The following is a 21,951-nucleotide window of genomic DNA, read 5'->3' on the forward strand; positions in this document are numbered from 1 at the left end:
AGACGAGACCATGGCGGTGAAGGTAGCGATCAACGGGTTCGGGCGTATCGGGCGTCTCGTCGCGCGGGCGATCCTGGAGCGTCCGGACAGCGGGCTCGAGCTGGTCGCGATCAACGATCTCGCCGATGCCAAGTCCAACGCGCTGCTCTTCAAGCGCGATTCCGTGCACGGCACCTGGCCGGGCTCGGTCGAGGTCGACGGCAACGATCTGATCATCGACGGCAAGCGCATCAAGGTTTCGGCCGAGCGCGATCCCGCCAACCTGCCGCACGCCGCCAACGGCGTGGACATCGCCTTCGAATGCACCGGCTTCTTCACCGATCGCGCGTCGGCTGAGAAGCATATCGCCGCCGGCGCCAAGAAGGTGCTGATCTCGGCCCCCGGCAAGAATGTCGACCTGACCGTCGTGTTCGGCGTCAACGACGACAAGCTGAAGCCGGAGCACAACATCGTCTCCAACGCGTCGTGCACCACCAACTGCCTGGCGCCCGTCGCCAAGGTGCTGAACGACACCATCGGCATCGAGCGTGGCCTGATGACCACGATCCACGCCTACACCAACGATCAGAAGATCCTCGATCAGATCCACCCGGATCTCCGCCGCGCCCGCGCGGCCGCGATGTCGATCATCCCGACGACCACGGGCGCCGCCCGCGCCGTAGGCGAGGTGCTGCCGGAGCTGAAGGGCAAGCTGGACGGTTCGGCCGTCCGCGTGCCTACGCCGGACGTCAGCCTCGTCGATCTCACCTTCACGCCGAAGCGCGACACCACCAAGGAAGAGGTGAACGCCATCCTCAAGGCGGCGTCGGAAAGCGGCCCGCTGGCCGGCATCCTCGATTATACGGACGAGCCGCTCGTCTCGATCGACTTCCAGCACACCGCGGCTTCCTCGACGGTCGACAGCCTCGAAACCGCCGTGCTGGACGGCAAGCTGGTGCGCGTCGTTTCCTGGTATGACAATGAATGGGGTTTCTCGAACCGCATGGTCGATACCGGCGCCGCCATGGGCAAGCTGCTCTAAGGCAAGGCAGGCATGACCGGCCGTCTCCTGGGGATCGCGCGCCATGATCGGCCGCGCGGCCCCATGGAGACGATCGATGCCGCCATCGTCACCCCGTCGCTCGGCATCCATGGCGATCATCGCGGCGCGGTGAAACCGGGCGGAAAGGGGCGCCGTCAGGTGACGGTGATCGCCCGCGCGGCCTGGGATGCGGCGATGGCGGATCTGGGGCTGGCCCAGCCGCTCGACTGGTGGGTCCGCCGCGCCAACCTGCTGGTGGATGGCATCGATCTCCCGCGCGAGGCGGGCGCCCGCCTTCTTTTCGCGGGCGGGGTGGTGCTGGAAATTACCGGCGAATGCGACCCGTGCCGCCGGATGGATGAAATCGCGCCCGGCCTGCAGGATGCGCTCGTGCCCGATTGGCGCGGCGGCATCACGGCGCGGGTGCTGGCCGGGGGCGAGCTTGCCATCGGCGACGAAGTAAGGATCGGGACATCATGACCTTCAAGACGCTGGACGATCTGGGCGATATCCGCGGCAAGCGCGTGCTGGTGCGCGAGGATCTGAACGTGCCCATGGACGGCGCGAAGGTGACGGACGATACCCGTCTGCGCGCCGCCGCGCCCACCTTGTCCGAACTGTCGGACAAGGGCGCCATCGTGCTGGTTCTGGCCCATTTCGGCCGGCCCAAGGCGCCGACGCCGGAATTGTCGCTGGCGCAGATCGTTCGCCCGCTGGCCGATGTGCTGGGCCGCGAGGTCCGCTACATCGATTGGGAAGGCGACAAGGAAGCTGTGGCGACGCTCCAGCCGGGGGACATCGCCGTTCTTGAAAATACGCGCTTCTTCGGCGGCGAGGAGAAGAATGATCCCGCCGTCGTCCAGCGCTTCGCCGCGCTCGGCGACATCTACGTCAACGACGCCTTCTCCGCCGCGCACCGCGCCCATGCCTCGACGGAGGGGCTGGCGCACGTGCTTCCCGCTTATGCGGGCCGCTCGATGCAGGCCGAACTGGAAGCGCTGGAAAAGGCGCTGGGGAAGCCCGAGCATCCTGTGGCGGCCGTGGTCGGCGGCGCCAAGGTCTCCACCAAGCTCGATGTGCTCAAGCATCTCGTTGCCAAGGTCGATCACCTCATCATCGGCGGCGGCATGGCCAACACCTTCCTCGCCGCGCGCGGCGTGGATGTGGGCAAGTCGCTGTGCGAGCACGACCTGACGAGCACCGCGCTCGAAATCCTCGACGCGGCGGACAAGGCCAATTGCATCGTCCACCTGCCTTATGACGTGGTGGTGGCCAAGGAATTCCGCGCCAATCCGCCGACGCGCACCGTGAACGTGCATGAGGTGGCGGCGGACGAGATGATCCTCGATGTCGGCCCCGCCGCCGTCGAGGCGCTGGGCGATGCGCTCAAGACCTGCCGCACCCTGGTGTGGAACGGCCCGCTCGGCGCCTTCGAGATTCCGCCCTTCGATGCCGCCACGGTGGCGCTCGCCCGGACGGCCGCCGCGCTCACCACCGCCGGCCAGCTCGTGTCGGTCGCCGGCGGCGGCGATACGGTGGCCGCGCTCAACCATGCCGGCGTGGCCGATCAGTTCAGCTTCGTCTCCACCGCCGGCGGCGCCTTCCTCGAATGGATGGAAGGCAAGGAACTGCCGGGCGTGAAGGCGCTCGGCTGAGCCTTGAGGGCGGGCGCCAATCCCCTTCTTCGTCATCCCCGCGCAGGCGGGGATCCATAGGCACCGACCCCGAAAGGGCCGCGATGTCGGGATACCATGGATTCCCGCCTTCGCGGGAATGACGGAAGGGAATTCCGAAACTCGTCGCCCATGCCCCGCATGATCCCGATCTTCGTTGGAACTGTCCTACGGCCGTTGGATCATGCTAAAGTCCCTTCATGGCCACGATCGACGGAAATCGACGTAATATTAGTCGCTTGCCGGCCATACCCGGCTTCTGCCCGATATCGCTGGCAATCCTCAACTTCCTCAACTTCGTTGGATTCGGCGGGCGCCGCGCCGGACCCCGGCGGGTGGTGCCGCCGGCATGATTTCCATCGCGGCCATCGATCATGTCGTGTTCCGGGTGGTCGATCTCGATCGCATGATCCGTTTCTACACCGGCATCCTAGGCGCGCGGTTGGAGAAGGTGCAGGCGGAGATCGGCCTTTATCAGCTTCGCCTCGGCACCGCGCTCGTCGATCTCGTGCCGGTGGAGGGCGCGCTCGGCGCGATGGGCGGCGCTCCGCCGGGCAGGGAGGGGCGCAATGTCGATCATGTCTGCTTCCGCGTGTCGCCATGGGATGGCGATGCGATCCTGGCCTTTCTCGCCGGCCATGGGATCGCGGCCGAAATCGCCTCGCGCTACGGCGCGGAGGGGGAGGGGCCTTCGATCTACCTCGCCGACCCGGAAGGCAATATGCTGGAGCTGAAAGGGCCGCCATGGCCTGTTGGTCCCGAACAGGACAGGATTTGACCGACAGGTCTTGTCCTGCGGGACAATTCGGATAGGGACGCGGGGACATGTCCCAACAGGAGCCGACGATGACCTTCACGCCCACCGTCAAAGCCATTCTCGACAAGTATGAAAGCGACAATCCCGGCGTTAAGGCCAATCTCGCCCGCATCCTGACGCAGGGCCGCCTCGGCGGCACCGGCAAGCTCATCATCCTGCCGGTGGACCAGGGGTTCGAACATGGCCCGGCGCGCAGCTTCTCGGTCAACGAGCCGGCCTATGACCCGCATTACCACTATCAGCTCGCCATCGATGCCGGCCTGTCGGCTTATGCGGCCCCGCTCGGCATGCTGGAAGCCGGCGCCGATGCCTTCGCCGGCCAGATCCCGACGATCCTGAAGGTCAATTCCTCGAACAGCTGGGCCACTTCCATCGACCAGGCCGTCACCGGTACGGTCGACGATGCGCTGCGGCTCGGCTGCTCGGCCATCGGCTTCACCATCTATCCGGGTTCGGACAACATCTTCGAGATGATGGAAGAAATCCGCGAGATGCGGGCGGAAGCCGCCGCCGTCGGCATCGCCACCGTGATCTGGTCCTATCCGCGCGGCGGCAATCTTTCCAAGGATGGCGAGCTGGCGCTCGACGTCGGCGCCTATGCCGCGCACATGGCGGCGCTGCTCGGCGCGCACATCATCAAGGTGAAGCTGCCGACCGACCATATCGAGCAGAAGGACGCGAAGAAGGCCTATGAGGGCTTCGACGCCTCCACCCAGGCCAAGCGCGTCGCCCATGTGGTGAAGAGCTGCTTCAACGGCCGCCGCATCGTCGTCTTCTCGGGCGGCGCGGCCAAGGGCGCGGACGCCGTCTATCAGGATGCCCGCGACATCCGCGATGGCGGCGGCAACGGATCGATCATCGGCCGCAACACCTTCCAGCGCCCGCGCGACGAGGCGCTGGCGATGCTCGACAAGCTCGTCCGCATCTACAAGAACGAGGAATAATCCGGGGAAAGGACCGGCGATGGAATTGTTGAGACGCGATTTCATCGCCGGGTCCACCGCCGTCGCGGCGCTCGCCGGCACCGCGCAGGCCGGGGCTCCGGCCAACGCGGCGATGTATGGGCTGATCGGCCGGATGATGGCACGGCCCGGCCAGCGGGACGCGCTGGCGGAAATCCTGCTGGATGGCGTTTCGGACATGCCCGGCTGCCTCAGCTACATCGTGGCCGAGGACGGCGAGAATGCCGACGCGCTGTGGATCACCGAGGTTTGGGAAAGCAGGGAAGCGCATGCGGCTTCGCTCTCGCTTCCCGCGGTCCGTGCCGCTATCGCCAGGGCGCGCCCACTGATAGCGGGCATGGACAACGGCCATTCGACCCGGCCGATCGGCGGACATGGATTGAAATGAACGATCAGGACGATTTCGACGACGAGGATCTGGCGCTCGACCCGCATTTCGCGGACCGTTTCGAGCAGGAGGAAAAGCCCGCCTGCCAGCTCTATTTGATCTCGCCGCCGAAGATCGACGAAGGCTTTGCCGATAGGCTGGCCGAGGCGCTGGATGCCAGCCCCGTGGCGGCCTTCCAGCTTCGCCTCAAGGGCATCGACGAACATGCCATCGCCGCGCTGGCGCCGCCGCTGCAGAAGGTCTGCGCCGATCGCGAGGTCGCCTTCATCGTCAACGATTCGATCGGCCTTGCCAAGCGCCTGAAGGCCGATGGCGTCCATCTCGGCCAGGATGACGGCGATCCCCGCGACGCGCGCGAGCAACTGGGCCGCGACGCGCAGATCGGCGTCACCTGCCACGACAGCCGGCATCTGGCGATGGAAGCGGGCGAGGCGGGGGCCGATTATGTGGCCTTCGGCGCCTTCTATCCCACCGATACCAAGGAGACGAAGCACCGGCCCGATCCCTCGATCCTGGGCTGGTGGTCGACGGTGACGGGCATACCTTGTGTCGCGATCGGCGGCATCACGCCGGACAATGCCAAGCCCCTGATCGATGCCGGGGCCGATTTCCTCGCCGTGTCAGGCGCCGTCTGGAACGATCCGGAAGGGCCGGCGGCGGCCGTCAGGAAATTCGCGGCGCTGCTCTCCGCTTCCTGAGGTTTTCCGGCCGGCGGCGCGTTCACCAGGTGCGGACGCGCCCCGTATCGACATGGACGAAGCCGTCGCGCGGATAATAGCCGACGCCGCCCCGGCCGATGGAAAGCGCCGCCGTGCGCAGCGTCTCCAGCCGCACGCCGGGCAGCGCGATGTCGCTCGCCTTGCCCAGCATGTGCTGGCTCTTGGTGGCGACGCCGTTGCTGCGGGCGTGCAGCGAGGCGTTGGTCTGCGGCGAGCGATAGCCGGAGATGAGGTCGAAGGAGGATCGCGGCGAGGCGCCGAGCTTGTCGCGCAGCGCCACCAGCAGGTCGATCAGATCGCGATCCATCGTGGTGACGTCGCCGGTGCGCCAGTCGCGCATGCCGTGGTTGATCTCGGCCAGCCCGTCCGCATCGAAGCCGCTCGCGCCCCAATAGCGCGCGTCGATCCGCTCGTTATTGTGGACGTTGCGGAAGGCCAGCCGCTTTTCGCCCACCATGGCGAAGGCTGCCTTCGGCGTGAGGAGCGCGCCGGCCCCGAAGGCGAGGGCGCCGGCCAGCAGCCCACGCCGATCCGTGTGTCTCGTAGCTACAGTCATGATGCCCAACCGCTTTTCAAACCCGGATCAGAAAATACGCCGGTGCGGTTGATAAGGAATAACCATGCGGGGAATCGGCCCCGCCAGCGCCACGGTCCGTCTTGTTTCCGTTAAGGCCAGGCAACGAAAAGCCGGTTTCCGGGCGCAAAAAAGGGCGGCCCCGGATGGAGCCGCCCTTCCTGTTCTTCGCCGAAGCGAGGAAGCTTACTTGAGCTCGACGGTCGCGCCGGCTTCTTCAAGCTGCTTCTTGAGCTTCTCGGCCTCGTCCTTGCCGACGCCTTCCTTGATCGCCTTCGGCGCGCCTTCGACGAGCGCCTTGGCTTCGGTCAGGCCCAGGCCGGTGATGGCGCGGACTTCCTTGATGACGTTGATCTTCTTGCCACCGTCGCCGGTGAGGATCACGTCGAACTCGGTCTTCTCTTCGGCGGCAGCGCCACCGGCGGCGCCACCGGCGGCCGGAGCGGCAACGGCGACGGCCGCAGCGGCCGAAACGCCCCACTTCTCTTCGAGCAGCTTCGAAAGCTCAGCGGCTTCGAGAACGGTGAGGGCGGAAAGATCGTCAACAAGCTTCTGAAGGTCAGCCATTTAAAGTCTCCATGTGGGGCGCAGCGCCCCAGTCAGTGTCAGTGAAACGGTATCGAAAATCAGGCGTCGGTCTTGGCGGCGTAAGCGCCAAGCACGCGAGCGACCTGGCCGCCGGGCGCCTGAAGCACCTGGGCGATCTTGGTCGCGGGCGCGCTGACGAGCCCGATGATCTTCGCGCGCAGTTCGTCCAGCGACGGAAGCGTCGCCAGAGCCTTCACCCCATTCACGTCCAGGACAGTGTCACCCATCGCGCCGCCGACGATTTCCAACTTGTCGTTGGTCTTCGCGAATTCGACGACGACCTTGGCGGCCGCCACCGGATCGGCAGACGTGGAGAGCGCCGTCGGCCCCACCAGCAGATCGTTGATCGCTGTGTAGGGCGTGCCTTCGGTCGCAATGCGGGCGAGCGTATTCTTCGATACCCGATAGCTGGCGCCGGCTTCGCGCATCTTCACCCGAAGCGCAGTGGACTGCGCGACGGTAAGGCCGAGGTTGCGGGTCACGACGACCACGCCGCTCTCGGCGAAGGTGCTCTTCAGTTCGGCGACCAGGTCGGCTTTCTGAGCTCGATCCATGCCTTACTCCTTGACTGCCCCGACGGAACATCCGCCGAGGCCCCGCAGCCGGCATGCCGGATACGGGTGATTGCGCCGGCAGACGGATACGCAGTCCGCACGGCAAGTCCGAAGGGGTAGGGTAGTCTGACGCCGGGCATGGAGCCCTTGGCAGACCCGGAGGGACGGCCATTGGCCGGTCCGGAAACTCTATCCCCGCCTATGCAGCCGAATTAAGGGCCAAGGCCCAGCTGCAGTCTCGGACGGTACTTCCCTCGATTCGCCCCGCGGGGAGAAAAGAGAGACCCGCCGACGCGAGGCCGGCGGGTTTTCGTGGGCGGCCCTTAGCGCATCTCTGCGGAAAGGGCCAGCCCCAAACTTGCCCCCGAAAGGGCAAGCGATCTCGTTCAGGCGGCCGCCACGTCGGCGACGTCGACCTTGATGCCCGGGCCCATCGAGGAGCTCACGGCGATCTTCTTGACATACTTGCCCTTGGCGCCCGACGGCTTGGACTTCACCAGCGCATCGAGCAGCGCGTCGAAGTTGGCGCGCAGGTCTTCCGCCGGGAAGCTCGCCTTGCCGATGCCCGAGTGGATGATACCGGCCTTCTCGACGCGATATTCCACCTGGCCACCCTTGGCGGCCTTCACGGCTTCGCCGACGTTCATGGTGACGGTGCCGAGCTTCGGGTTCGGCATCAGGCCCTTGGGGCCGAGCACCTTGCCGAGGCGGCCGACGAGGCCCATCATGTCCGGGGTGGCGATGCAGCGATCGAAATCGATGTTGCCGGCCTGCACGGCTTCGAGCAGGTCTTCCGCGCCCACCACTTCCGCACCGGCGGCCTTGGCTTCCTCAGCCTTGGCGCCACGGGCGAACACGCCGACGCGAACATCCTTGCCGGTGCCCTTGGGCAGCGTCACCACGCCGCGGACCATCTGGTCGGCATGGCGGGGATCGACGCCCAGGTTGACGGCGACTTCGATCGTCTCGTCGAACTTGGCGGTAGCGTGGGTCTTGGCCAGCGCGATCGCTTCGTCGACGCCATAGAGCTTGGTCTTGTCGACCGCGTTCACCAGCGTCTTCTGCTTCTTGGTCAGCTTCTTCGGAGCGAACATGTCTTAGCCCTCCACCACTTCGAGGCCCATCGCGCGGGCGGAGCCTTCGATGATGCGGGTCGCCGCTTCGATATCGTTGGCGTTCAGATCCTTCATCTTCGCGGTCGCGATCTCGGCGAGCTGCGAGCGCTTGATCTTGCCGGCCGAAGCCTTGCCCGGCTCCTTGGAGCCCGACTTCAGGTTGGCGGCCTTCTTCAGCAGGTAGGACGCCGGCGGCGTCTTGGTGACGAAGGAGAAGGAACGGTCGGCATAGACGGTGATGACGGTCGGCAGCGGGGTGCCGACTTCCTCACCCTGGGTCTGCGCGTTGAACGCCTTGCAGAATTCCATGATGTTGACGCCGCGCTGACCGAGCGCGGGGCCGATCGGCGGGCTGGGATTGGCCTTGCCGGCCGGCACCTGCAGCTTGATATAGCCAGTGATCTTCTTGGCCATGGTTACTCACTCTCTTCCAAGTTTAGCGGTTCATGCGACGGCCGAGGCCGCCTCCCGCGGGCATTCCGGCTGGTGCCGGAAATCTCTTACTTCGCGCGCTCCACCTGCTCGAAATCGAGCTCGACGGGCGTCGCGCGGCCAAAGATCGACACCGAAACCTTGACCTTGTTCTTTTCGAAATCCAGCTCTTCGACCAGGCCGTTGAAGCTGGCGAAGGGGCCGTCCAGCACCTTGACGCTGTCGCCGATCTCGAAATCGACCTTGATCTTCGTCTTGGGCGCGGACGCGGCGGCCTCCTCCTTGGTGTTGAGGATGCGCGCGGCCTCGGCCTCGCTGATCGGCTGCGGCTTGCCCGACGAACCGAGGAAGCCCGTCACCTTCGGTGTGTTCTTCACCAGGTGATAGACGTCGTCGTTCATGCTGAGCTTCGCCAGCACATAGCCGGGGAAGAATTTGCGGTCGGAGGTGATCTTCTTGCCGCGGCGGACTTCCGTCACCTTCTCGGTCGGAACCTCGACGGCTTCCACGAGCTGCTCGAGACCGAGGCGCGCGGCATCGGCGAGGATCGTTTCCTTCACCTTGTTCTCGAAGCCCGAATAGGCATGGATGATGTACCAGCGCGCCATGTGCCTTGCCTGTTCCCCGATTAGTTGCCGGACGCCAGGCCGATCAGGAACTTCACGACGGCGCCGAAGAAGGAATCGACGCCGAAGAAGAAGATCGCCAGCAGCGACGTCATGATCGCGACGAGGATGCCGGTCGTGATCGTCTCACGACGGCTCGGCCAGACGACCTTCGCCGTCTCGGCACGGACCTGCCGGATGAATTCGCCGGGTGAAACCTTCGCCACCAAGAACCTCGCAATCCGTTTTCCGCCTCATCGCATCCGAATCGATCGGACGCAAACAGCGACAACGAGGCCGACGGCCGCTATCCGGTGTCCCGGCGCAGCCCGGCCTCGTCCTGCCTTTCCGGACCCTTGGACCAGCCTTTCCAGACACCTTCAGGCGGCTGGACTGGCAGGAGTGGAGGGACTCGAACCCCCGGCCCTCGGTTTTGGAGACCGATGCTCTACCAACTGAGCTACACTCCTCCGGGGTCCGGAGAGGAGGGCGACATAGCGGCGGCGAAAGGCGAGCGCAAGCCATGACGCGCAAAGATTTGCCCCTCGCCGTGGCGCGAAATGCGCGGCCGTCAGGCGGTGCGGCGCAGCGTTCCCGCGATCATCGCCCTGGCATCGTCGGGCGTTGCCGGGGCTCCGGTGAGAAAGCCCTGGAAGTGCGTGCAGCCGAGATCGCGGGCCACGCGCTGCTCCGCATCGGTCTCGGTTCCCTCGGCGGTCGTATCCATGCCGAGCGTGCCGGTCAGCGCCACGATCGCGCGGATCAGGCCCAGCGCGTCGGGATCGCGATCGGCCGCCGCGACGATCAGGCTGCGGTCGATCTTCACGGTGCTGAACCGGCCCTGGCGGATATGGCCGAGCGCGGAGGCGCAGGTGCCGAAATCGTCGAGCGAGATCCGCACCGAAAGCGCGCGCAGCCGATCGGCGGCGGCGCTGACGGCGGCGCTGTCCTCGCGGAAGGCCTTTTCGCCCACCTCCAGCTCCAGCCGCGACGGCGGCAGGCCGGATTGGGCGAGGGCGGAAAGGATGATCGCCGGCAGCTGCGGATCGATCATCTGTTCGCGGGCGAGGTTGACGTGGAGCCGGACATGATCCGGCCAGCGCGCGGCCTCGGCGCAGGCGGACCGGATCACCCATTCGCCGATCTGGCTCAGCAGCCGGGCTTCGCTGGCGATGGGGATGAATTCGTCCGGCGCCACCTCGCCCAGCTCGGCGTGCGTCCAGCGCAGCAATGCCTCGAAGCCGCTGATGCGGCCGTCGCGGGCGCGGACGACGGGCTGGTAGCTCAGCCGCAATTCCCGCCGGTCCATCGCGTCGCGCAGCGCGCTTTCGATCGCGCGGCGCTTTTCGGCGCGGGCCAGCAGGTTGGGCTCGAAACGCTGGTGGAGGCCCCGGCCGTCCTCCTTGGCGCGGTAGAGGGCGAGATCGGCGTTGCGGACCAGCATCTCGGCCGATCGCCCGTCGCGCGGGCCGATCGCCGTGCCCACGCTGGCGCCGACGCGGACGATCTGCTCGTCTATCTCGAAGGGGGCGGAAAGCGCGGCGATGATCGCCTCGCCCAGCGCATCGATGCGGGCGATGTCGGCGGCGTTGGCGACGACCAGGGCGAATTCGTCGCCCCCCAGCCGGCCGCAGGTATCGGCCGGGCCGATCAGGCCCAGCAGGCGCTGGGCCACGAGGCGCAGCAGCTTGTCCCCCACCGGATGGCCCAGCGTGTCGTTCACCGCCTTGAAGCGATCGAGATCGATCAGCATCAGCGCGCACTGGCCCTTTTCGCGGAAGCACCGCCCCAGCGCCTTGCGAAGGGCCTCGTTGAAGGCGGTGCGGTTGGCGAGGCCGGTCAGCGCGTCGAACCGCGCCATCCGGTCAATCTTGTCGGCCGATCGCCGCGCTTCGGTGATATCCGATCCCACCCCGTGATAGCCGGCGAAGCCGCCGCGTTCATCCTCGCGCGGGGCACCCGAAACGCGCCACCAGCGGGTTTCGTCGAGGATTGCCACGGGAAGCTCGAACTCGATGAAGCGTTCGCGCGCGTTCATGCGATTGAGCAGCTCGCGCAATTCCTGGGGATGATCCGCCGTCTCCCAATTCTCCCCGGCGAGCAGGCGGAACATCGGCATATGCTCCAGCGCCTCGGGCGTGGCGGCGGCGGCCTGGGCGAATGCGGGCGAGACGGAACGGAGGCAGCGCCCGGCATCGGTCTGCCAGAGCCAGCCGCCGTCGCGATCGCCGGATTCGCGGAGCAGAAGGCTTACCACCGCGCGCTTTTCGGTCAGCGCGATCTCCGCCCACTGGCGGCGGACGAAGGCGCGGGCATTGAGCAGCCCTCCGGCGGCGAGGAAGGCGGCATAGCCCACGGGAAGGGCCGCCAGCAGCCACGATCCGGTCTTGACCATCATCGCGGTGAGCCCCGCCGATCCGATCAGGATGAAGCCCAGCATTGCCGGAGGCACGGGCGCTGCGACCATGGCGGCGCTGGCGATGATGGCCGCCGAAACGAGGCATATCGCAAGCTGCTGCTCGATCGTGCCGGTGCCTGAAAGGAAGGCCGGCGGAATGGCCCACAGCGCGCCGAGCAGGATGGCGCGGGCGACGGCCCGGCGGACGGGTGCTCCGGATGCCGCCGGCCCGGTCCCCCGGCGCGCGCGCCGGGCGAGACGATGGATATCGATCGCGACGGCAGCGACGGCGGCGAGCCAGCCGATCAATTGCCAGGAAGGCGCGGCGCCCCACAGCAGCGCGGCCAGCACCGCGGCGCAGCCGATCTGGGCCAGCACGGCGCCGCCGCACAGCCGCGCCAGCTCGGCGATCTGTGCGGCGCGCACCTGTTCCCAGCCGGCCGGGCGATCGCGCAACATGCGCGATATGGCCCGCCAGCCAGCTCCGGTCGTCGACGATGGATCGGATCGCTGCCGCATGATGCGGACGATCCTTAGTTGCGGCGGGTTAGCGCAAAGTAACCGCGCCGGTTATTTCATGGACACGGATAATCGCGGCAGTTCCGCATAATTGCACGAAACTTGCCGCGATCCGTGTCAGGCGGCGATGTCGTAGGGCTGGATTTCGCCGGAAAGATACAGATTTCGCGCTTTCGCCCGGCTGAGCTTGCCGGAGCTGGTGCGCGGCAGCGTGCGGGGCGGCACCAGTTCGACCACGCAATGCATGCCGGTGATCGATCGCACCTTCNCGCGGATCTGGTCGCGCAGGCGCGCGCGCTCGGCCAGGTCCGACGTGCGGCACTGGACGAGCACCGCCGGCGTTTCCTCCCCGCCCGGCGTGGTGATCGCGAAGGCGGCGATGTCGCCGGCCTTGAAGCCGGGAATCTGCTCCACCGCCCATTCGATATCCTGCGGCCAGTGGTTCTTGCCGTTGATGATGATCATGTCCTTGGCGCGGCCGACGATATAGATGTAGCCGTCGCTCAGATATCCCATGTCGCCGGTGTCAAGCCAGCCGTCCACCATGCAGGCGGCGGTGGATTCGGGATCGCGGAAATATCCGTCCATGATCGACGGGCCCTTGCACCAGACCTTGCCGATCGCACGGTCGGGCAGGGGGCTGCCGTCCTCGTCGCGTATCTCGACCAGCATGTCCTTCACCGGCTTGCCGCAGTTCACGATCGCGCGATAGCGCTGCGGCCGGCCGATCGCGGCGTCGCCGCCGGAAAGCTGGGTTTCCTCCACCAGCTCCACGACGATGCCTTCGCCGGGCGGCATGATCGAAACCGCCAGCGTCGCTTCGGCCAGGCCATAGCTGGGCAGGAAGGCCGATGCGTTGAAGCCGGCTTCGGCGAAGGCGTCGACGAAGGCCTGCATCACGTCCGGCCGGATCATGTCCGCGCCGTTGCCGGCCACCCGCCAGCGCGAAAGATCGAACCGGTCGGAAGCCTTGGTCTGGCTGGACATGCGGCGGGCGCAGATATCGTAGCCGAAGGTCGGCGAATAGCTGAGCGTCGTGCCGGGGTTGCGGCTGATGAGGTCGAGCCAGGCGAGCGGACGCCGGGCGAAATCCTCGGTCTTCAGATAATCGACCGACACCTGGTTGGCGATCGGCGACAGGAAGCAGCCGACCAGCCCCATGTCATGATACCAGGGCAGCCACGATATGCAGCGATCCTGCGGTTCCAGCGCCATGCCATGAGCGTGGGCGGCCAGATTGTTGAGCAGCGCCGCGTGGGTCACGGCCACGCCGTGCGGAAAGCGCGTCGATCCGCTGGAATATTGCAGATAGGCGATGTCATGCGGCGCAGCATGCGGCAGCGGCGCGGGATCGGCGTCCCGCTGGCCGAATTCCTCGTAGCTGATGCCTTCGACGTGGCAGGCGGCCGCGGCGGCGCCGGCCATCTCGCGCAATTCCTCGGGGAAGATGAGCATCTTCGGGTCGGAACTGCCGAGCTGGACCTTGAGCTGGTCGATATAGCTTTCCTTGCCGCCGAAGCTGGTCGGCAGCGGCAGCGGCACCGGCCAGGCGCCGGCATAGACCGCGCCGAAGAAGAGCGCGGCGAATTCCGGTCCCGTCTCGGCGACGAGCGCGATCCGGTCGGCTGTCCGCACGCCGTGGGCGATCAGCCGATAGGCAGTGGCGATCGCATCCGCGCGCAGATCGGCATAGGCATAGGGGCGCACCAACGCGCCGCGCGCGTCGTGGAAGTTGAGCCCGCGCACGCCGCTGGCGGCATAGTCCAGCGCATCGCCCAGCGTCGCGAATTCCGAGAAGATGCGCGGAAGGGCATCCTCGGTCGGCGTCGGGGCGATCGTCGCCTTGGCTTCGGCGCTGGCGGGCGTGGTGGCTTTGATCGTCGTGGCTGCGGTCTTGTTCAGCACCGACGGCGACTCCTTAGATTCTTGGTCGAACGGTAATCGTCAGCCGATCCCCGTTCGCGATTGCTGGGTTCCAGCCGCACGAAGCGGCATATTACGCACGGAATACCCCAATGGACGCGTTCTAAATCCGGCCCGACTGTGGCACAAACATGGCGCGTGGCACGATCATCATCATATCGCAACCATAAGTCGCTCGATGCCGAGGCATTGGAGCGACTCGCCATCGCCTATGTCGGCCGCTTTGCGACGACGCGGGCGAAGCTCGCCGCCTATCTCCGCCGCAAGCTCGCCGAGCGCGATTGGGAGGGCGAGGGCGCCCCGCCCGTGGAGGCGATCGTCGCGCGCTTCGCCGAGGCGGGCTATATCGACGATCGCGGCTTCGCGGAGGCGCGCGCGGCCGCATTCGTGCGGCGCGGCTATGGCGCGCGCCGCCTGGCCGATCGCCTGCGCGCCGACGGCGTGGAGGGCGAGGACGCCGCCGCCGCCCGCGATGTTGCCGAAAACGGGGCGTGGGATGCGGCGCTGGCCTTCGCCCGTCGCCGCAGGATCGGCCCGTTCGCCGCCGAGCCTCTCGATCCCGATGCCCGCCGCCGCGCGCTCGCGGCGATGCTGAGGGCGGGGCATTCGCTGGAGCTTGCCCGGAAAATCATCGCCTGCGCGCCGGATGATGTCCCGGATCGGATCAGTTGAGCGAAAGACGGTAATTGGACCTTCGTTTCGGTTGCGGCCCGTGCTAGCTTCGTCAGATGCTTACCGGGGGGGTGGGCCTAATGAAGTTTGAAAGTCAGGTGTCGCGGGCATCGGAGAATTCGGCCATTGAGGATGTCGGGGTGGGCGAAAGCCTGCTTTCCGAGCCGGTGGACGAGGGCTTCTCCATCGGCGGCACCGTAAAATGGTTCGATGCCACAAGGGGATTCGGTTTCCTGATCGGAGACGATGGGGTCGGGGATATCCTCGTCCATTTTTCGGTGTTGCGCGAACATGATCGGCGGACGCTGCCGGAAGGCGCGCGCGCCACGGTCATCGCGGTGCGCCGCGAGCGGGGTCTGCAGGCGCGATCGGTGATCGATATCGATCTCACCACCGCCACCGGCCCGGATGCCGACGCGATCGCCCAGCGCAGCGCCGACCGGGTCGATCCCGCCGAACTGGTCGAGGATGCCGGCGAATTCGAGCCCGTCGTGGTCAAATGGTTCAACCGCCTGAAGGGCTATGGCTTCGTCGTCCGTCCGGATGACGAGCAGGACATATTCGTCCACATGGAGGTGGTGCGCCGTGCCGGGCTCAGCGATCTGGAGCCCGATCAGGCGTTGCTCGCCAGGGTGGCTTCCGGCCGGAAGGGGCCGCTGGCCGTGATGGTGCAGGTGAGCTGAATCATTTCACCGGCGCCGAAATCGTCCTAATGGGGGCCATGATCAGACGCTCTCTTGCTCCGGTCGCCGCGCTGATGCTGGCGATCTCTCCCTTGGCCGGCTGCGCCGCCGCCAAGACCGCGAATGCCGCAGCCCAGGCGGAGGACCTCGTTCCGCTGACGATCGCGACGAGTTCGGGCGCGCGCAGCTTCCTGGTGGAAATGGCGCGGACCCCGGCGGAGCAGGAGCGCGGGCTCATGTTCCGCACCGAGCTAGCGGCCGATCGCGGCATGCTCTTCCCTTATGATCCGCCCCAGCCGGCCAGTTTCTGGATGAAGAACACGCTGATTCCCCTGGATATGATCTTCATACGGCGCGACGGCACGATCGCCCGCATCGCCGAGAACACGATTCCCGAATCGCTACAGCCGGTGCCCTCGGGCGAGCCGGTCGGCGCCGTGCTGGAGATTGCCGGCGGCGGCGCCGCGGCGCTGGGAATCGCCGTGGGCGACAAGGTCAGCTGGCACGATCCGCGGCGCAAGGGCATCCGCTGAACGGCATCGGCGGCTTTGCCGTTGCACCCACCCCGTCACAAAGGCTAAGCGCACACCCATGGGTCTGTTGAAAAGCATCTTCACCTGGTGGGACGGCGCCACCATCGGCACCTCGCTCTGGAGCCGCCGCAACGGCACCAGGATTGGCGAGGACGCGCTGGGCAACGTCTATTATGAAAGCCGCGCGGGCAAGTCGCCGCGCCGCCGCTGGGTGATCTATAACGGCTCGAACGATGCGAGCCGGGTGCCCGCCGAATGGCATGGCTGGCTGCACCAGACGATCGAGGAGGCGCCGGACAAGGCACTGCCTCCGGCCCGCGCCTGGCAGCAGCCGTCCCGTCCCAACGCCACCGGCACGGCCCTGGCCTATCGCCCGCCCGGCGCGTTGGAGAAAGGCGGCCATCGTGCCGCCGCGACGGGCGATTATGAGGCCTGGAGCCCGAACTGACCATGAAAGCGCTGCTGCGGGAAAATGTCGGCGAAGCGCTGGTCGGCCTTCTGGTCGTCCTCCTCGCCGCATGGTTCGTGATGTTCGCATGGGACAGCACGGGCGGCGGCGCGCGCGCGGGCGCGGTGCGGGTCACGGCGCTCTTCCCCAATGCGGCGGGCGTCAACGTCGGCACCGATGTGCGGGTGGCCGGCCTCAAGGTCGGCACCGTCGCCGAACAGCATCTCGATCCGCAGAGCTTCCAGGTGGCGGTGACGCTGGCGATCGATCCCAGCGTGAAGATCCCGTCGGACAGCAGCGCCGCCATCACCTCCGAAGGCTTTCTCGGCGCCACCTATGTCGCGCTGATGCCCGGCGGGTCGGAGACGCCGCTGAAGACGGGCGACACGATCATCGATACCCAGGGCGCCACCGACCTGATGGGCATGATCGGCCAGTTCGTGAACGGCACGGGCCGCGATTCCGACAGTTCCGCCAAGAATGAAGGCGCCGCAGCGGACGGCGCCACGCCGTGAAACGGATCGTCGCGGCGACGGCGCTCGCCGCGCTGCTGGGCTTCGGCGCGTGGCAGGCGGCGGAAGCCCTGCAGAACGAGGCCGCGCCGCCGCAGCCCATCGTGGATACCGATCCGAAACCGGCCGCGCCCGGCGAGCCTTCCTCAACCAACGCGGACGCGCCTTCCAGGCCGCCTGCGGAAAGGCGGGCGGCTGAACCCGCCGTCCGCGCCGCCACGCCGATGGCCGATCGCATCGCGGTGATCGGCCTGCTCAACAAGCGGAACGGCATTGCCCGCGATTTCTCGATGCATCCCGGCCAGGCGGTGCGGGCGGGCGACGTCATCATCCGGCTGAAGGCGTGCGAGGAAACCGCGCCGTGGGAACCGCAGAAGCTGACCGGGGCCTTCATCCAGACCGACATTCGCGGCCGCGACAATGTGTGGCGGCGGGTATTTTCAGGCTGGCTCTACAAGGAGTCGCCCTCGCTCAACATGGTCGAGCATCCGATCTACGATGTCTGGCCCAAAAGCTGCACGATGCGCCATCCCGATGTAGGGCCGGAAACCGTGTCCGCCGGATCATCGCAGGGCGCCCCGCGATCCAGCGCGAAGAAGTCGGGCGGCCCCACGCCGTCGGGCGAAGGGGAAAGCCCTCCAACCCCGCCGACCACGCCGCCGCCCCTCGCGCCCAGCGCCGCATCCAGCAACGCGACATAATCGTCGCGGCTGATCTCGATCGCGCCCAGCGAGGCGAGATGATCGGTGATGAACTGGCAGTCGAGCAGGCGGAAATTGCCGAGCGCAAGCCGCGCCACCAGCCAGGCGAGCGCGACCTTCGATGCATCGCGCTGCCGGCTGAACATGCTCTCGCCGAAGAAGGCGCCGCCCAGCGCCACGCCGTAGAGGCCGCCGACCAGCTCCTCGCCCATCCAGCATTCCACCGAATGGGCATGGCCGCGCAGATGCAGGTCGCCATAGGCTGCCTCGATCTGCGGGTTGATCCAGGTATCGGGGCGGTCGGGGCGCGGTTCCGCGCAGCAGGAAACCACGCGGGCGAAGGCCTTGTTCACCGTCACGGTGAAGCGATCGGACCGGATCGTCTTGGCCAGCGACCGCGAAAGCCTGAACCCGTTCAGCGGCAGGATGCCGCGCCGCTTGGGTTCCACCCAGAATATCTCGCGGGCGTCACGGCTGTCCGCCATCGGAAACACACCGACGGAGTAAGCGCGTAGCAGCAGATCCGGGTCGAGGCGCGACATGTGGGACGATCGTAACCCGCCGCGAGGCGGGAGTGAACAGCATTTACGCGCGGGCGGCCCCGCTGCCCTCGCTCATGCCTGGGCCAGGCGGCGCTCTATTCCGCGCCACAGGCTGGAAAACGCCTCGCTGGCAGGGGATTTCGGGGCGAAGGCGCCCACCGGCTCGCGCCGCGCGGCCATCGCCTCGATCGCGCTCGCCATCGGCACGACGGGCCAGTCCGGCTGTTCGGCCAGCGCCGACAGGTGCAGCGCGCGACGGCGATCGACCATGGTGAACACCGGCAGGATCGGCGCATGGCGGCCATGCTCACGCGTCAGATGGGCCACCACTTCGTCCAGCGCGCGGCGGGAAAGCGGGGAGGGGATCAGCGGCACGAGGATCAGCGAGGCGGCCCGCATCGCCTGATCGGCGGTCTCGGTAAGGCCCGGCGGGCAATCGAGGACGATGCGGTCATGATCGCGGCCGATATCGTCGATCAGCTTGGCCATCCGCTTCTTCTTGCCGAGCCCGAAGAAGAAGTGATCGAGGCCGCGCAGCGATGCGTCCGCCGGCAGCAGCCAGAGCCGGTCTATGGCGGTGGGAGTTCGCAGCTTCGCCGGGGCGACGTCCTTGGCGAACACGGCCTGCGCCACGTTGCGGCCGGTTTCGCCGCCCAGCAGGAATGTGGAGGCCGCCTGCGGATCGAGATCCCAGAGCAAGGTCCGCCGGGAGGATTGGGCGGCGGCGCACCAGGCAAGGTTCACGGCCAGCGTCGTCTTGCCCACGCCGCCCTTCAGGCTGAAGACGGCGATGGTCGCGGCGCCTGCGCCCCCATTTGCCTGCTTGCGGTGCGGCGGGGGCGTCAGGGCCATGTCAGCTCCTCGATTGGCTGAATCCGTCGGAAAGGACGGATGCTACAGGATTTCGCGCACCTTGTCCTGCGGGCGGGCCAGCACCACGCCCTTCTCGGTCTCCACCAGCGGGCGTTCGATCAGGATCGGATCGGCCAGCATCGCATCCAGGATTGCATTGTCGCTGGCATTGGCGGCGACCAGCGCCTTCGCGCCCTCTTCCTTCATGCGCAGCCCCGCGCGCGGGCTGATGCCGGCCTTGCGATAAAGCTCGGCCAGCTTGGCGCGGGTGGGCGGCGTCTTCAGATATTCCACCACCGTCACGTCGGCGCCGGCTTCCTCGAGGATCGCGAGCGTCTTGCGCGACGTGCCGCATTTGGGGTTGTGCCAGATGGTGGCCTTCATTCCGCGGCCTCCTGCCCGGCCAGCCACTCCTCCAGCCATTTGATCGTGTAGTTGCCCTTCTGGAAATCGGGATCGTCCAGCAGCGCCTGGTGCAGCGGGATGGTGGTCTTCACGCCGTCGATCACGAATTCCTCCAGCGCCCGCCGCAGCCGGCGCAACGCGCCCTCGCGGGTGGTGCCGTAGACGATCAGCTTGGCGATCATGCTGTCGTAATAAGGCGGGATGCGATAGCCGGCATAAAGCCCGCTATCGACGCGCACGTTCATGCCGCCCGGCGCGTGGAACTGCTTCACCAGCCCCGGCGAGGGCGCGAAGGTGCGCGGGTCTTCGGCATTGATCCGGCATTCGATGGCGTGGCCCCGGAAATGCACGTCCTCCTGCCGCAGCGTCAGGCCGTGGCCGTCGGCGATGCGGATCTGCTCGCGCACCAGATCGAGCCCGGTGATCGCCTCCGTCACCGGATGCTCCACCTGCAGGCGGGTGTTCATCTCGATGAAGTAGAAGCGGCCGTCCTCGTAGAGGAACTCGATCGTGCCGGCGCCGCGATAGCCCATCTCCGCCATCGCCTTGGCGACGATGCCGCCCATCTCCTCGCGCTGGGCGGCGGTGATGACGGGGGAGGGGGCTTCCTCCAGCACCTTCTGGTGGCGACGCTGGAGCGAGCAGTCCCGCTCGCCCAGGTGGATGGCGTTGCCCTTGCCGTCGCCGAAGATCTGGAACTCGATATGGCGCGGATCGCCCAGATATTTTTCCATGTAGACGGTGGCGTCGCCGAAGGCGGCCTTCGCCTCCGACCCCGCCTGCGCCATCAGGCTTTCCAGCTGGTCCTCGCTCGGCACCACCTTCATGCCGCGCCCGCCGCCGCCGGACGCGGCCTTGATGAGCACGGGATAGCCGATCTCGGCGGCGACCTTCCGGGCCTGATCGAAGGACGTCAGCGGCCCATCCGATCCCGGCACCAGCGGCAGGCCCAGCTTGGCGGCCGTCAGCTTCGCCTCGATCTTGTCGCCCATCGTCCGGATATGTTCGGGCTTGGGGCCGATCCAGATGATGTTGTGGCTTTCCACGATCTCCGCAAAGCGGGCATTTTCCGAAAGGAAGCCGTAGCCGGGATGGATCGCGTCCGCGCCGGAGATTTCGGCGGCGGCGATGATGTTCGGAATGTTCAGATAGCTTTCGGCCGCCGGCGGCGGGCCGATGCACACCGCCTGATCGGCCAGCCGCACGTGCATCGCGTCCGCGTCGGCGGTGGAATGCACCGCCACCGTCTGGATGCCCATTTCATGGCAGGCGCGATGGATGCGCAGCGCGATTTCGCCGCGATTGGCGATGAGGACCTTGTGGATCGCCATCGCCGCTTACTCGATGATCAGCAGCGGCTGATCGAATTCCACGGGCTGGCCGTTTTCGACCAGCACATCGCGGACGACGCCGCCGCGCGACGCGGTGATCGGGTTCATCACCTTCATCGCCTCGACGATCAGCAGCGTCTGGCCCGCGGCAACCTTGTCGCCGGGAGAGACGAAGGTCGGCGCGCCGGGTTCGGGCGCGAGATAGACCGTGCCCACCATCGGCGATTTCACGGCGCCCGGATGGTCCGCCGGGGCGGCTTCCACGATCGGCGCGGCCGGCAGCGTGGCGGCGGGAGCGCCGGCGGCGGGCGCCGGGGCGGCGGCATAGGCCACCGGGGCGGGCGACGCCGCCTTGCGGGCCACGCGGATGCGGCGATCGCCGTCCTCGACCTCGATCTCGGTGAGCTTGGTGGCGTCCAGCAGCTCGGCCAGCTGCTTCACCAGATCGACGTCGACCCGGATCGGGCCCTCATGCTTCTCGGTCATTGGATCTGACCCTTCTCTTGTCTTGCTTGTTTCAAAGTTGCGCGCGCTACTGTCAGAGCTTCGCCGCCGCGTCCAGCGCGAGCGTGTAGGAAAGCGCGCCGAAGCCCGCCACCGTGCCCCGTGCCGCCATGCCGACAAAGCTCTTGTGACGGAAGCTTTCGCGCGCGTGCGGATTGGAAAGATGCACCTCGATCACCGGCACGCGGATCGCCTTGATCGCGTCGTGCAGCGCCACCGACGTGTGCGTATAGCCGCCGGGGTTGAGCAGCACGGCCCTGGCCGGCAGCGCGTTCGCCTCGTGCAGCCAGTCGATCAGATGCCCCTCATGGTTGGACTGGCGCATGTCGATGGTGAGGCCGAGCGCGCGTGCCTGGTCCTCCAGCCGGTCGGCGATGTCGTCCAGCGTATCCGATCCGTATATCTCCGGCTCGCGCAGGCCGAGCAGATTCAGGTTCGGACCGTTCAGGACGAAAATCGTATCGGCCATGCGTGGGATGC

Annotated in this window: 27 protein-coding genes, 1 tRNA gene and 1 pseudogene; 13 read left to right on the forward strand and 16 right to left on the reverse strand. The window is 67.0% G+C overall.

The window, feature by feature from the left end:
• The first annotated feature begins 10 nt into the window (after nucleotides 1-10).
• From gap to thiE, 7 genes are all read left to right on the forward strand, one after another.
• Nucleotides 11-1,021 (forward strand): type I glyceraldehyde-3-phosphate dehydrogenase, encoded by a 1,011-nt coding sequence (gene gap, locus BHE75_RS08870; protein ID WP_015460246.1) that lies wholly within the window; start codon nucleotides 11-13, stop codon nucleotides 1,019-1,021.
• Between the two features lie 12 nt (nucleotides 1,022-1,033).
• Entirely contained in the window at nucleotides 1,034-1,501 is a 468-nt protein-coding gene (locus BHE75_RS08875) for an MOSC domain-containing protein (RefSeq protein ID WP_070933644.1), read from the forward strand.
• Nucleotides 1,498-2,676 (forward strand): phosphoglycerate kinase, encoded by a 1,179-nt coding sequence (locus BHE75_RS08880; RefSeq protein ID WP_070933645.1) that lies wholly within the window; start codon nucleotides 1,498-1,500, stop codon nucleotides 2,674-2,676. Before BHE75_RS08875 ends, BHE75_RS08880 begins: the two co-directional genes overlap by 4 nt.
• Nucleotides 2,677-3,043: 367 nt before the next feature.
• Nucleotides 3,044-3,472: a VOC family protein gene (locus BHE75_RS08885; protein WP_070933646.1), complete on the forward strand. Its 429-nt coding sequence runs from the start codon at nucleotides 3,044-3,046 to the stop codon at nucleotides 3,470-3,472.
• Nucleotides 3,473-3,540: 68 nt separating this feature from the next.
• Entirely contained in the window at nucleotides 3,541-4,455 is a 915-nt protein-coding gene (locus tag BHE75_RS08890) for a class I fructose-bisphosphate aldolase (RefSeq protein ID WP_015460250.1), read from the forward strand.
• Nucleotides 4,456-4,474: 19 nt separating this feature from the next.
• Nucleotides 4,475-4,861 carry an antibiotic biosynthesis monooxygenase family protein gene (locus BHE75_RS08895; RefSeq protein ID WP_084653034.1) on the forward strand — a complete coding sequence of 129 codons (387 nt, stop codon included), beginning with the start codon at nucleotides 4,475-4,477 and terminating at the stop codon, nucleotides 4,859-4,861.
• Complete coding sequence (gene thiE / locus BHE75_RS08900) at nucleotides 4,858-5,559, forward strand: thiamine phosphate synthase (RefSeq protein WP_070933647.1); 702 nt, start codon at nucleotides 4,858-4,860, stop codon at nucleotides 5,557-5,559. The genes BHE75_RS08895 and thiE overlap by 4 nt, the downstream gene beginning before the upstream one ends.
• 22 nt (nucleotides 5,560-5,581) lie before the next feature.
• On the opposite strand, the gene BHE75_RS08905 is transcribed toward thiE, so the two are convergent.
• From BHE75_RS08905 to BHE75_RS08950, 10 genes are all read right to left on the reverse strand, one after another.
• Nucleotides 5,582-6,136, reverse strand: a complete 555-nt coding sequence (locus tag BHE75_RS08905; RefSeq protein WP_070935676.1) for a YcbK family protein — start codon at nucleotides 6,134-6,136, stop codon at nucleotides 5,582-5,584.
• A 204-nt stretch (nucleotides 6,137-6,340) separates the two neighbouring features.
• The gene (rplL, locus tag BHE75_RS08910; protein ID WP_015460254.1) at nucleotides 6,341-6,721 is read right to left on the reverse strand and encodes a 50S ribosomal protein L7/L12; all 381 of its coding nucleotides are present in this window, start codon (nucleotides 6,719-6,721) and stop codon (nucleotides 6,341-6,343) included.
• Nucleotides 6,722-6,780: 59 nt separating this feature from the next.
• Complete coding sequence (rplJ, locus tag BHE75_RS08915; RefSeq protein ID WP_015460255.1) at nucleotides 6,781-7,296, reverse strand: 50S ribosomal protein L10; 516 nt, start codon at nucleotides 7,294-7,296, stop codon at nucleotides 6,781-6,783.
• 386 nt (nucleotides 7,297-7,682) lie between these two features.
• Entirely contained in the window at nucleotides 7,683-8,390 is a 708-nt protein-coding gene (gene rplA, locus BHE75_RS08920; protein ID WP_015460256.1) for a 50S ribosomal protein L1, read from the reverse strand.
• Nucleotides 8,391-8,393: 3 nt separating this feature from the next.
• The gene (gene rplK / locus BHE75_RS08925) at nucleotides 8,394-8,825 is read right to left on the reverse strand and encodes a 50S ribosomal protein L11 (protein WP_015460257.1); all 432 of its coding nucleotides are present in this window, start codon (nucleotides 8,823-8,825) and stop codon (nucleotides 8,394-8,396) included.
• 86 nt (nucleotides 8,826-8,911) lie between these two features.
• Nucleotides 8,912-9,451, reverse strand: coding sequence for a transcription termination/antitermination protein NusG (gene nusG, locus BHE75_RS08930; protein ID WP_015460258.1), 540 nt, complete (start codon nucleotides 9,449-9,451; stop codon nucleotides 8,912-8,914).
• 20 nt (nucleotides 9,452-9,471) lie between these two features.
• Nucleotides 9,472-9,675 carry a preprotein translocase subunit SecE gene (gene secE / locus BHE75_RS08935; protein ID WP_015460259.1) on the reverse strand — a complete coding sequence of 68 codons (204 nt, stop codon included), beginning with the start codon at nucleotides 9,673-9,675 and terminating at the stop codon, nucleotides 9,472-9,474.
• A 167-nt stretch (nucleotides 9,676-9,842) separates the two neighbouring features.
• Nucleotides 9,843-9,918 (reverse strand) — tRNA-Trp (locus BHE75_RS08940).
• Between the two features lie 101 nt (nucleotides 9,919-10,019).
• A complete protein-coding gene (locus tag BHE75_RS08945; RefSeq protein WP_254684403.1) occupies nucleotides 10,020-12,365 on the reverse strand; it encodes a putative bifunctional diguanylate cyclase/phosphodiesterase in 2,346 nt (781 codons plus the stop codon).
• Between the two features lie 117 nt (nucleotides 12,366-12,482).
• Nucleotides 12,483-14,243: a fatty acyl-AMP ligase gene (locus BHE75_RS08950; protein ID WP_084653479.1), complete on the reverse strand. Its 1,761-nt coding sequence runs from the start codon at nucleotides 14,241-14,243 to the stop codon at nucleotides 12,483-12,485.
• A 183-nt stretch (nucleotides 14,244-14,426) separates the two neighbouring features.
• Between BHE75_RS08950 and BHE75_RS08955 the strand changes: the two genes are divergently transcribed.
• The 6 genes and pseudogenes from BHE75_RS08955 to BHE75_RS25285 form a co-directional block, all read left to right on the forward strand.
• The gene (locus tag BHE75_RS08955) at nucleotides 14,427-14,960 is read left to right on the forward strand and encodes a regulatory protein RecX (protein WP_139181682.1); all 534 of its coding nucleotides are present in this window, start codon (nucleotides 14,427-14,429) and stop codon (nucleotides 14,958-14,960) included.
• A gap of 80 nt (nucleotides 14,961-15,040) precedes the next feature.
• Entirely contained in the window at nucleotides 15,041-15,643 is a 603-nt protein-coding gene (locus BHE75_RS08960) for a cold-shock protein (protein ID WP_254684404.1), read from the forward strand.
• Between the two features lie 38 nt (nucleotides 15,644-15,681).
• Nucleotides 15,682-16,176, forward strand: coding sequence for a DUF192 domain-containing protein (locus BHE75_RS08965; protein ID WP_041865557.1), 495 nt, complete (start codon nucleotides 15,682-15,684; stop codon nucleotides 16,174-16,176).
• Between the two features lie 58 nt (nucleotides 16,177-16,234).
• Entirely contained in the window at nucleotides 16,235-16,624 is a 390-nt protein-coding gene (locus tag BHE75_RS08970) for an NADH:ubiquinone oxidoreductase subunit NDUFA12 (protein ID WP_070933649.1), read from the forward strand.
• 2 nt (nucleotides 16,625-16,626) lie between these two features.
• Nucleotides 16,627-17,139 carry an outer membrane lipid asymmetry maintenance protein MlaD gene (gene mlaD / locus BHE75_RS08975; RefSeq protein WP_015460266.1) on the forward strand — a complete coding sequence of 171 codons (513 nt, stop codon included), beginning with the start codon at nucleotides 16,627-16,629 and terminating at the stop codon, nucleotides 17,137-17,139.
• A gap of 287 nt (nucleotides 17,140-17,426) precedes the next feature.
• A pseudogene (locus BHE75_RS25285) lies at nucleotides 17,427-17,594 on the forward strand (DUF2155 domain-containing protein); the annotation flags it as partial.
• 35 nt (nucleotides 17,595-17,629) lie between these two features.
• Here BHE75_RS25285 and aat read toward each other — a convergent pair.
• The 6 genes from aat to aroQ all read right to left on the reverse strand — a co-directional run bounded on the left by aat (nucleotide 17,630) and on the right by aroQ (nucleotide 21,940).
• On the reverse strand, nucleotides 17,630-18,379 hold the full coding sequence (gene aat / locus BHE75_RS08980) for a leucyl/phenylalanyl-tRNA--protein transferase (protein WP_070933650.1): 750 nt from the start codon (nucleotides 18,377-18,379) through the stop codon (nucleotides 17,630-17,632).
• Nucleotides 18,380-18,451: 72 nt separating this feature from the next.
• The gene (locus BHE75_RS08985; protein WP_015460269.1) at nucleotides 18,452-19,231 is read right to left on the reverse strand and encodes a ParA family protein; all 780 of its coding nucleotides are present in this window, start codon (nucleotides 19,229-19,231) and stop codon (nucleotides 18,452-18,454) included.
• Between the two features lie 42 nt (nucleotides 19,232-19,273).
• Nucleotides 19,274-19,615, reverse strand: coding sequence for an arsenate reductase (glutaredoxin) (arsC, locus tag BHE75_RS08990; RefSeq protein WP_070935683.1), 342 nt, complete (start codon nucleotides 19,613-19,615; stop codon nucleotides 19,274-19,276).
• Nucleotides 19,612-20,967, reverse strand: coding sequence for an acetyl-CoA carboxylase biotin carboxylase subunit (gene accC / locus BHE75_RS08995; RefSeq protein ID WP_015460271.1), 1,356 nt, complete (start codon nucleotides 20,965-20,967; stop codon nucleotides 19,612-19,614). The genes arsC and accC overlap by 4 nt, the downstream gene beginning before the upstream one ends.
• A gap of 6 nt (nucleotides 20,968-20,973) precedes the next feature.
• Complete coding sequence (accB, locus tag BHE75_RS09000; RefSeq protein WP_070933651.1) at nucleotides 20,974-21,453, reverse strand: acetyl-CoA carboxylase biotin carboxyl carrier protein; 480 nt, start codon at nucleotides 21,451-21,453, stop codon at nucleotides 20,974-20,976.
• 52 nt (nucleotides 21,454-21,505) lie between these two features.
• Nucleotides 21,506-21,940 carry a type II 3-dehydroquinate dehydratase gene (aroQ, locus tag BHE75_RS09005; protein ID WP_015460273.1) on the reverse strand — a complete coding sequence of 145 codons (435 nt, stop codon included), beginning with the start codon at nucleotides 21,938-21,940 and terminating at the stop codon, nucleotides 21,506-21,508.
• Nucleotides 21,941-21,951 lie beyond the last annotated feature (11 nt).

This window comes from Edaphosphingomonas haloaromaticamans (assembly GCF_001853345.1).
Taxonomy (GTDB): domain Bacteria; phylum Pseudomonadota; class Alphaproteobacteria; order Sphingomonadales; family Sphingomonadaceae; genus Sphingomonas_E; species Sphingomonas_E fennica.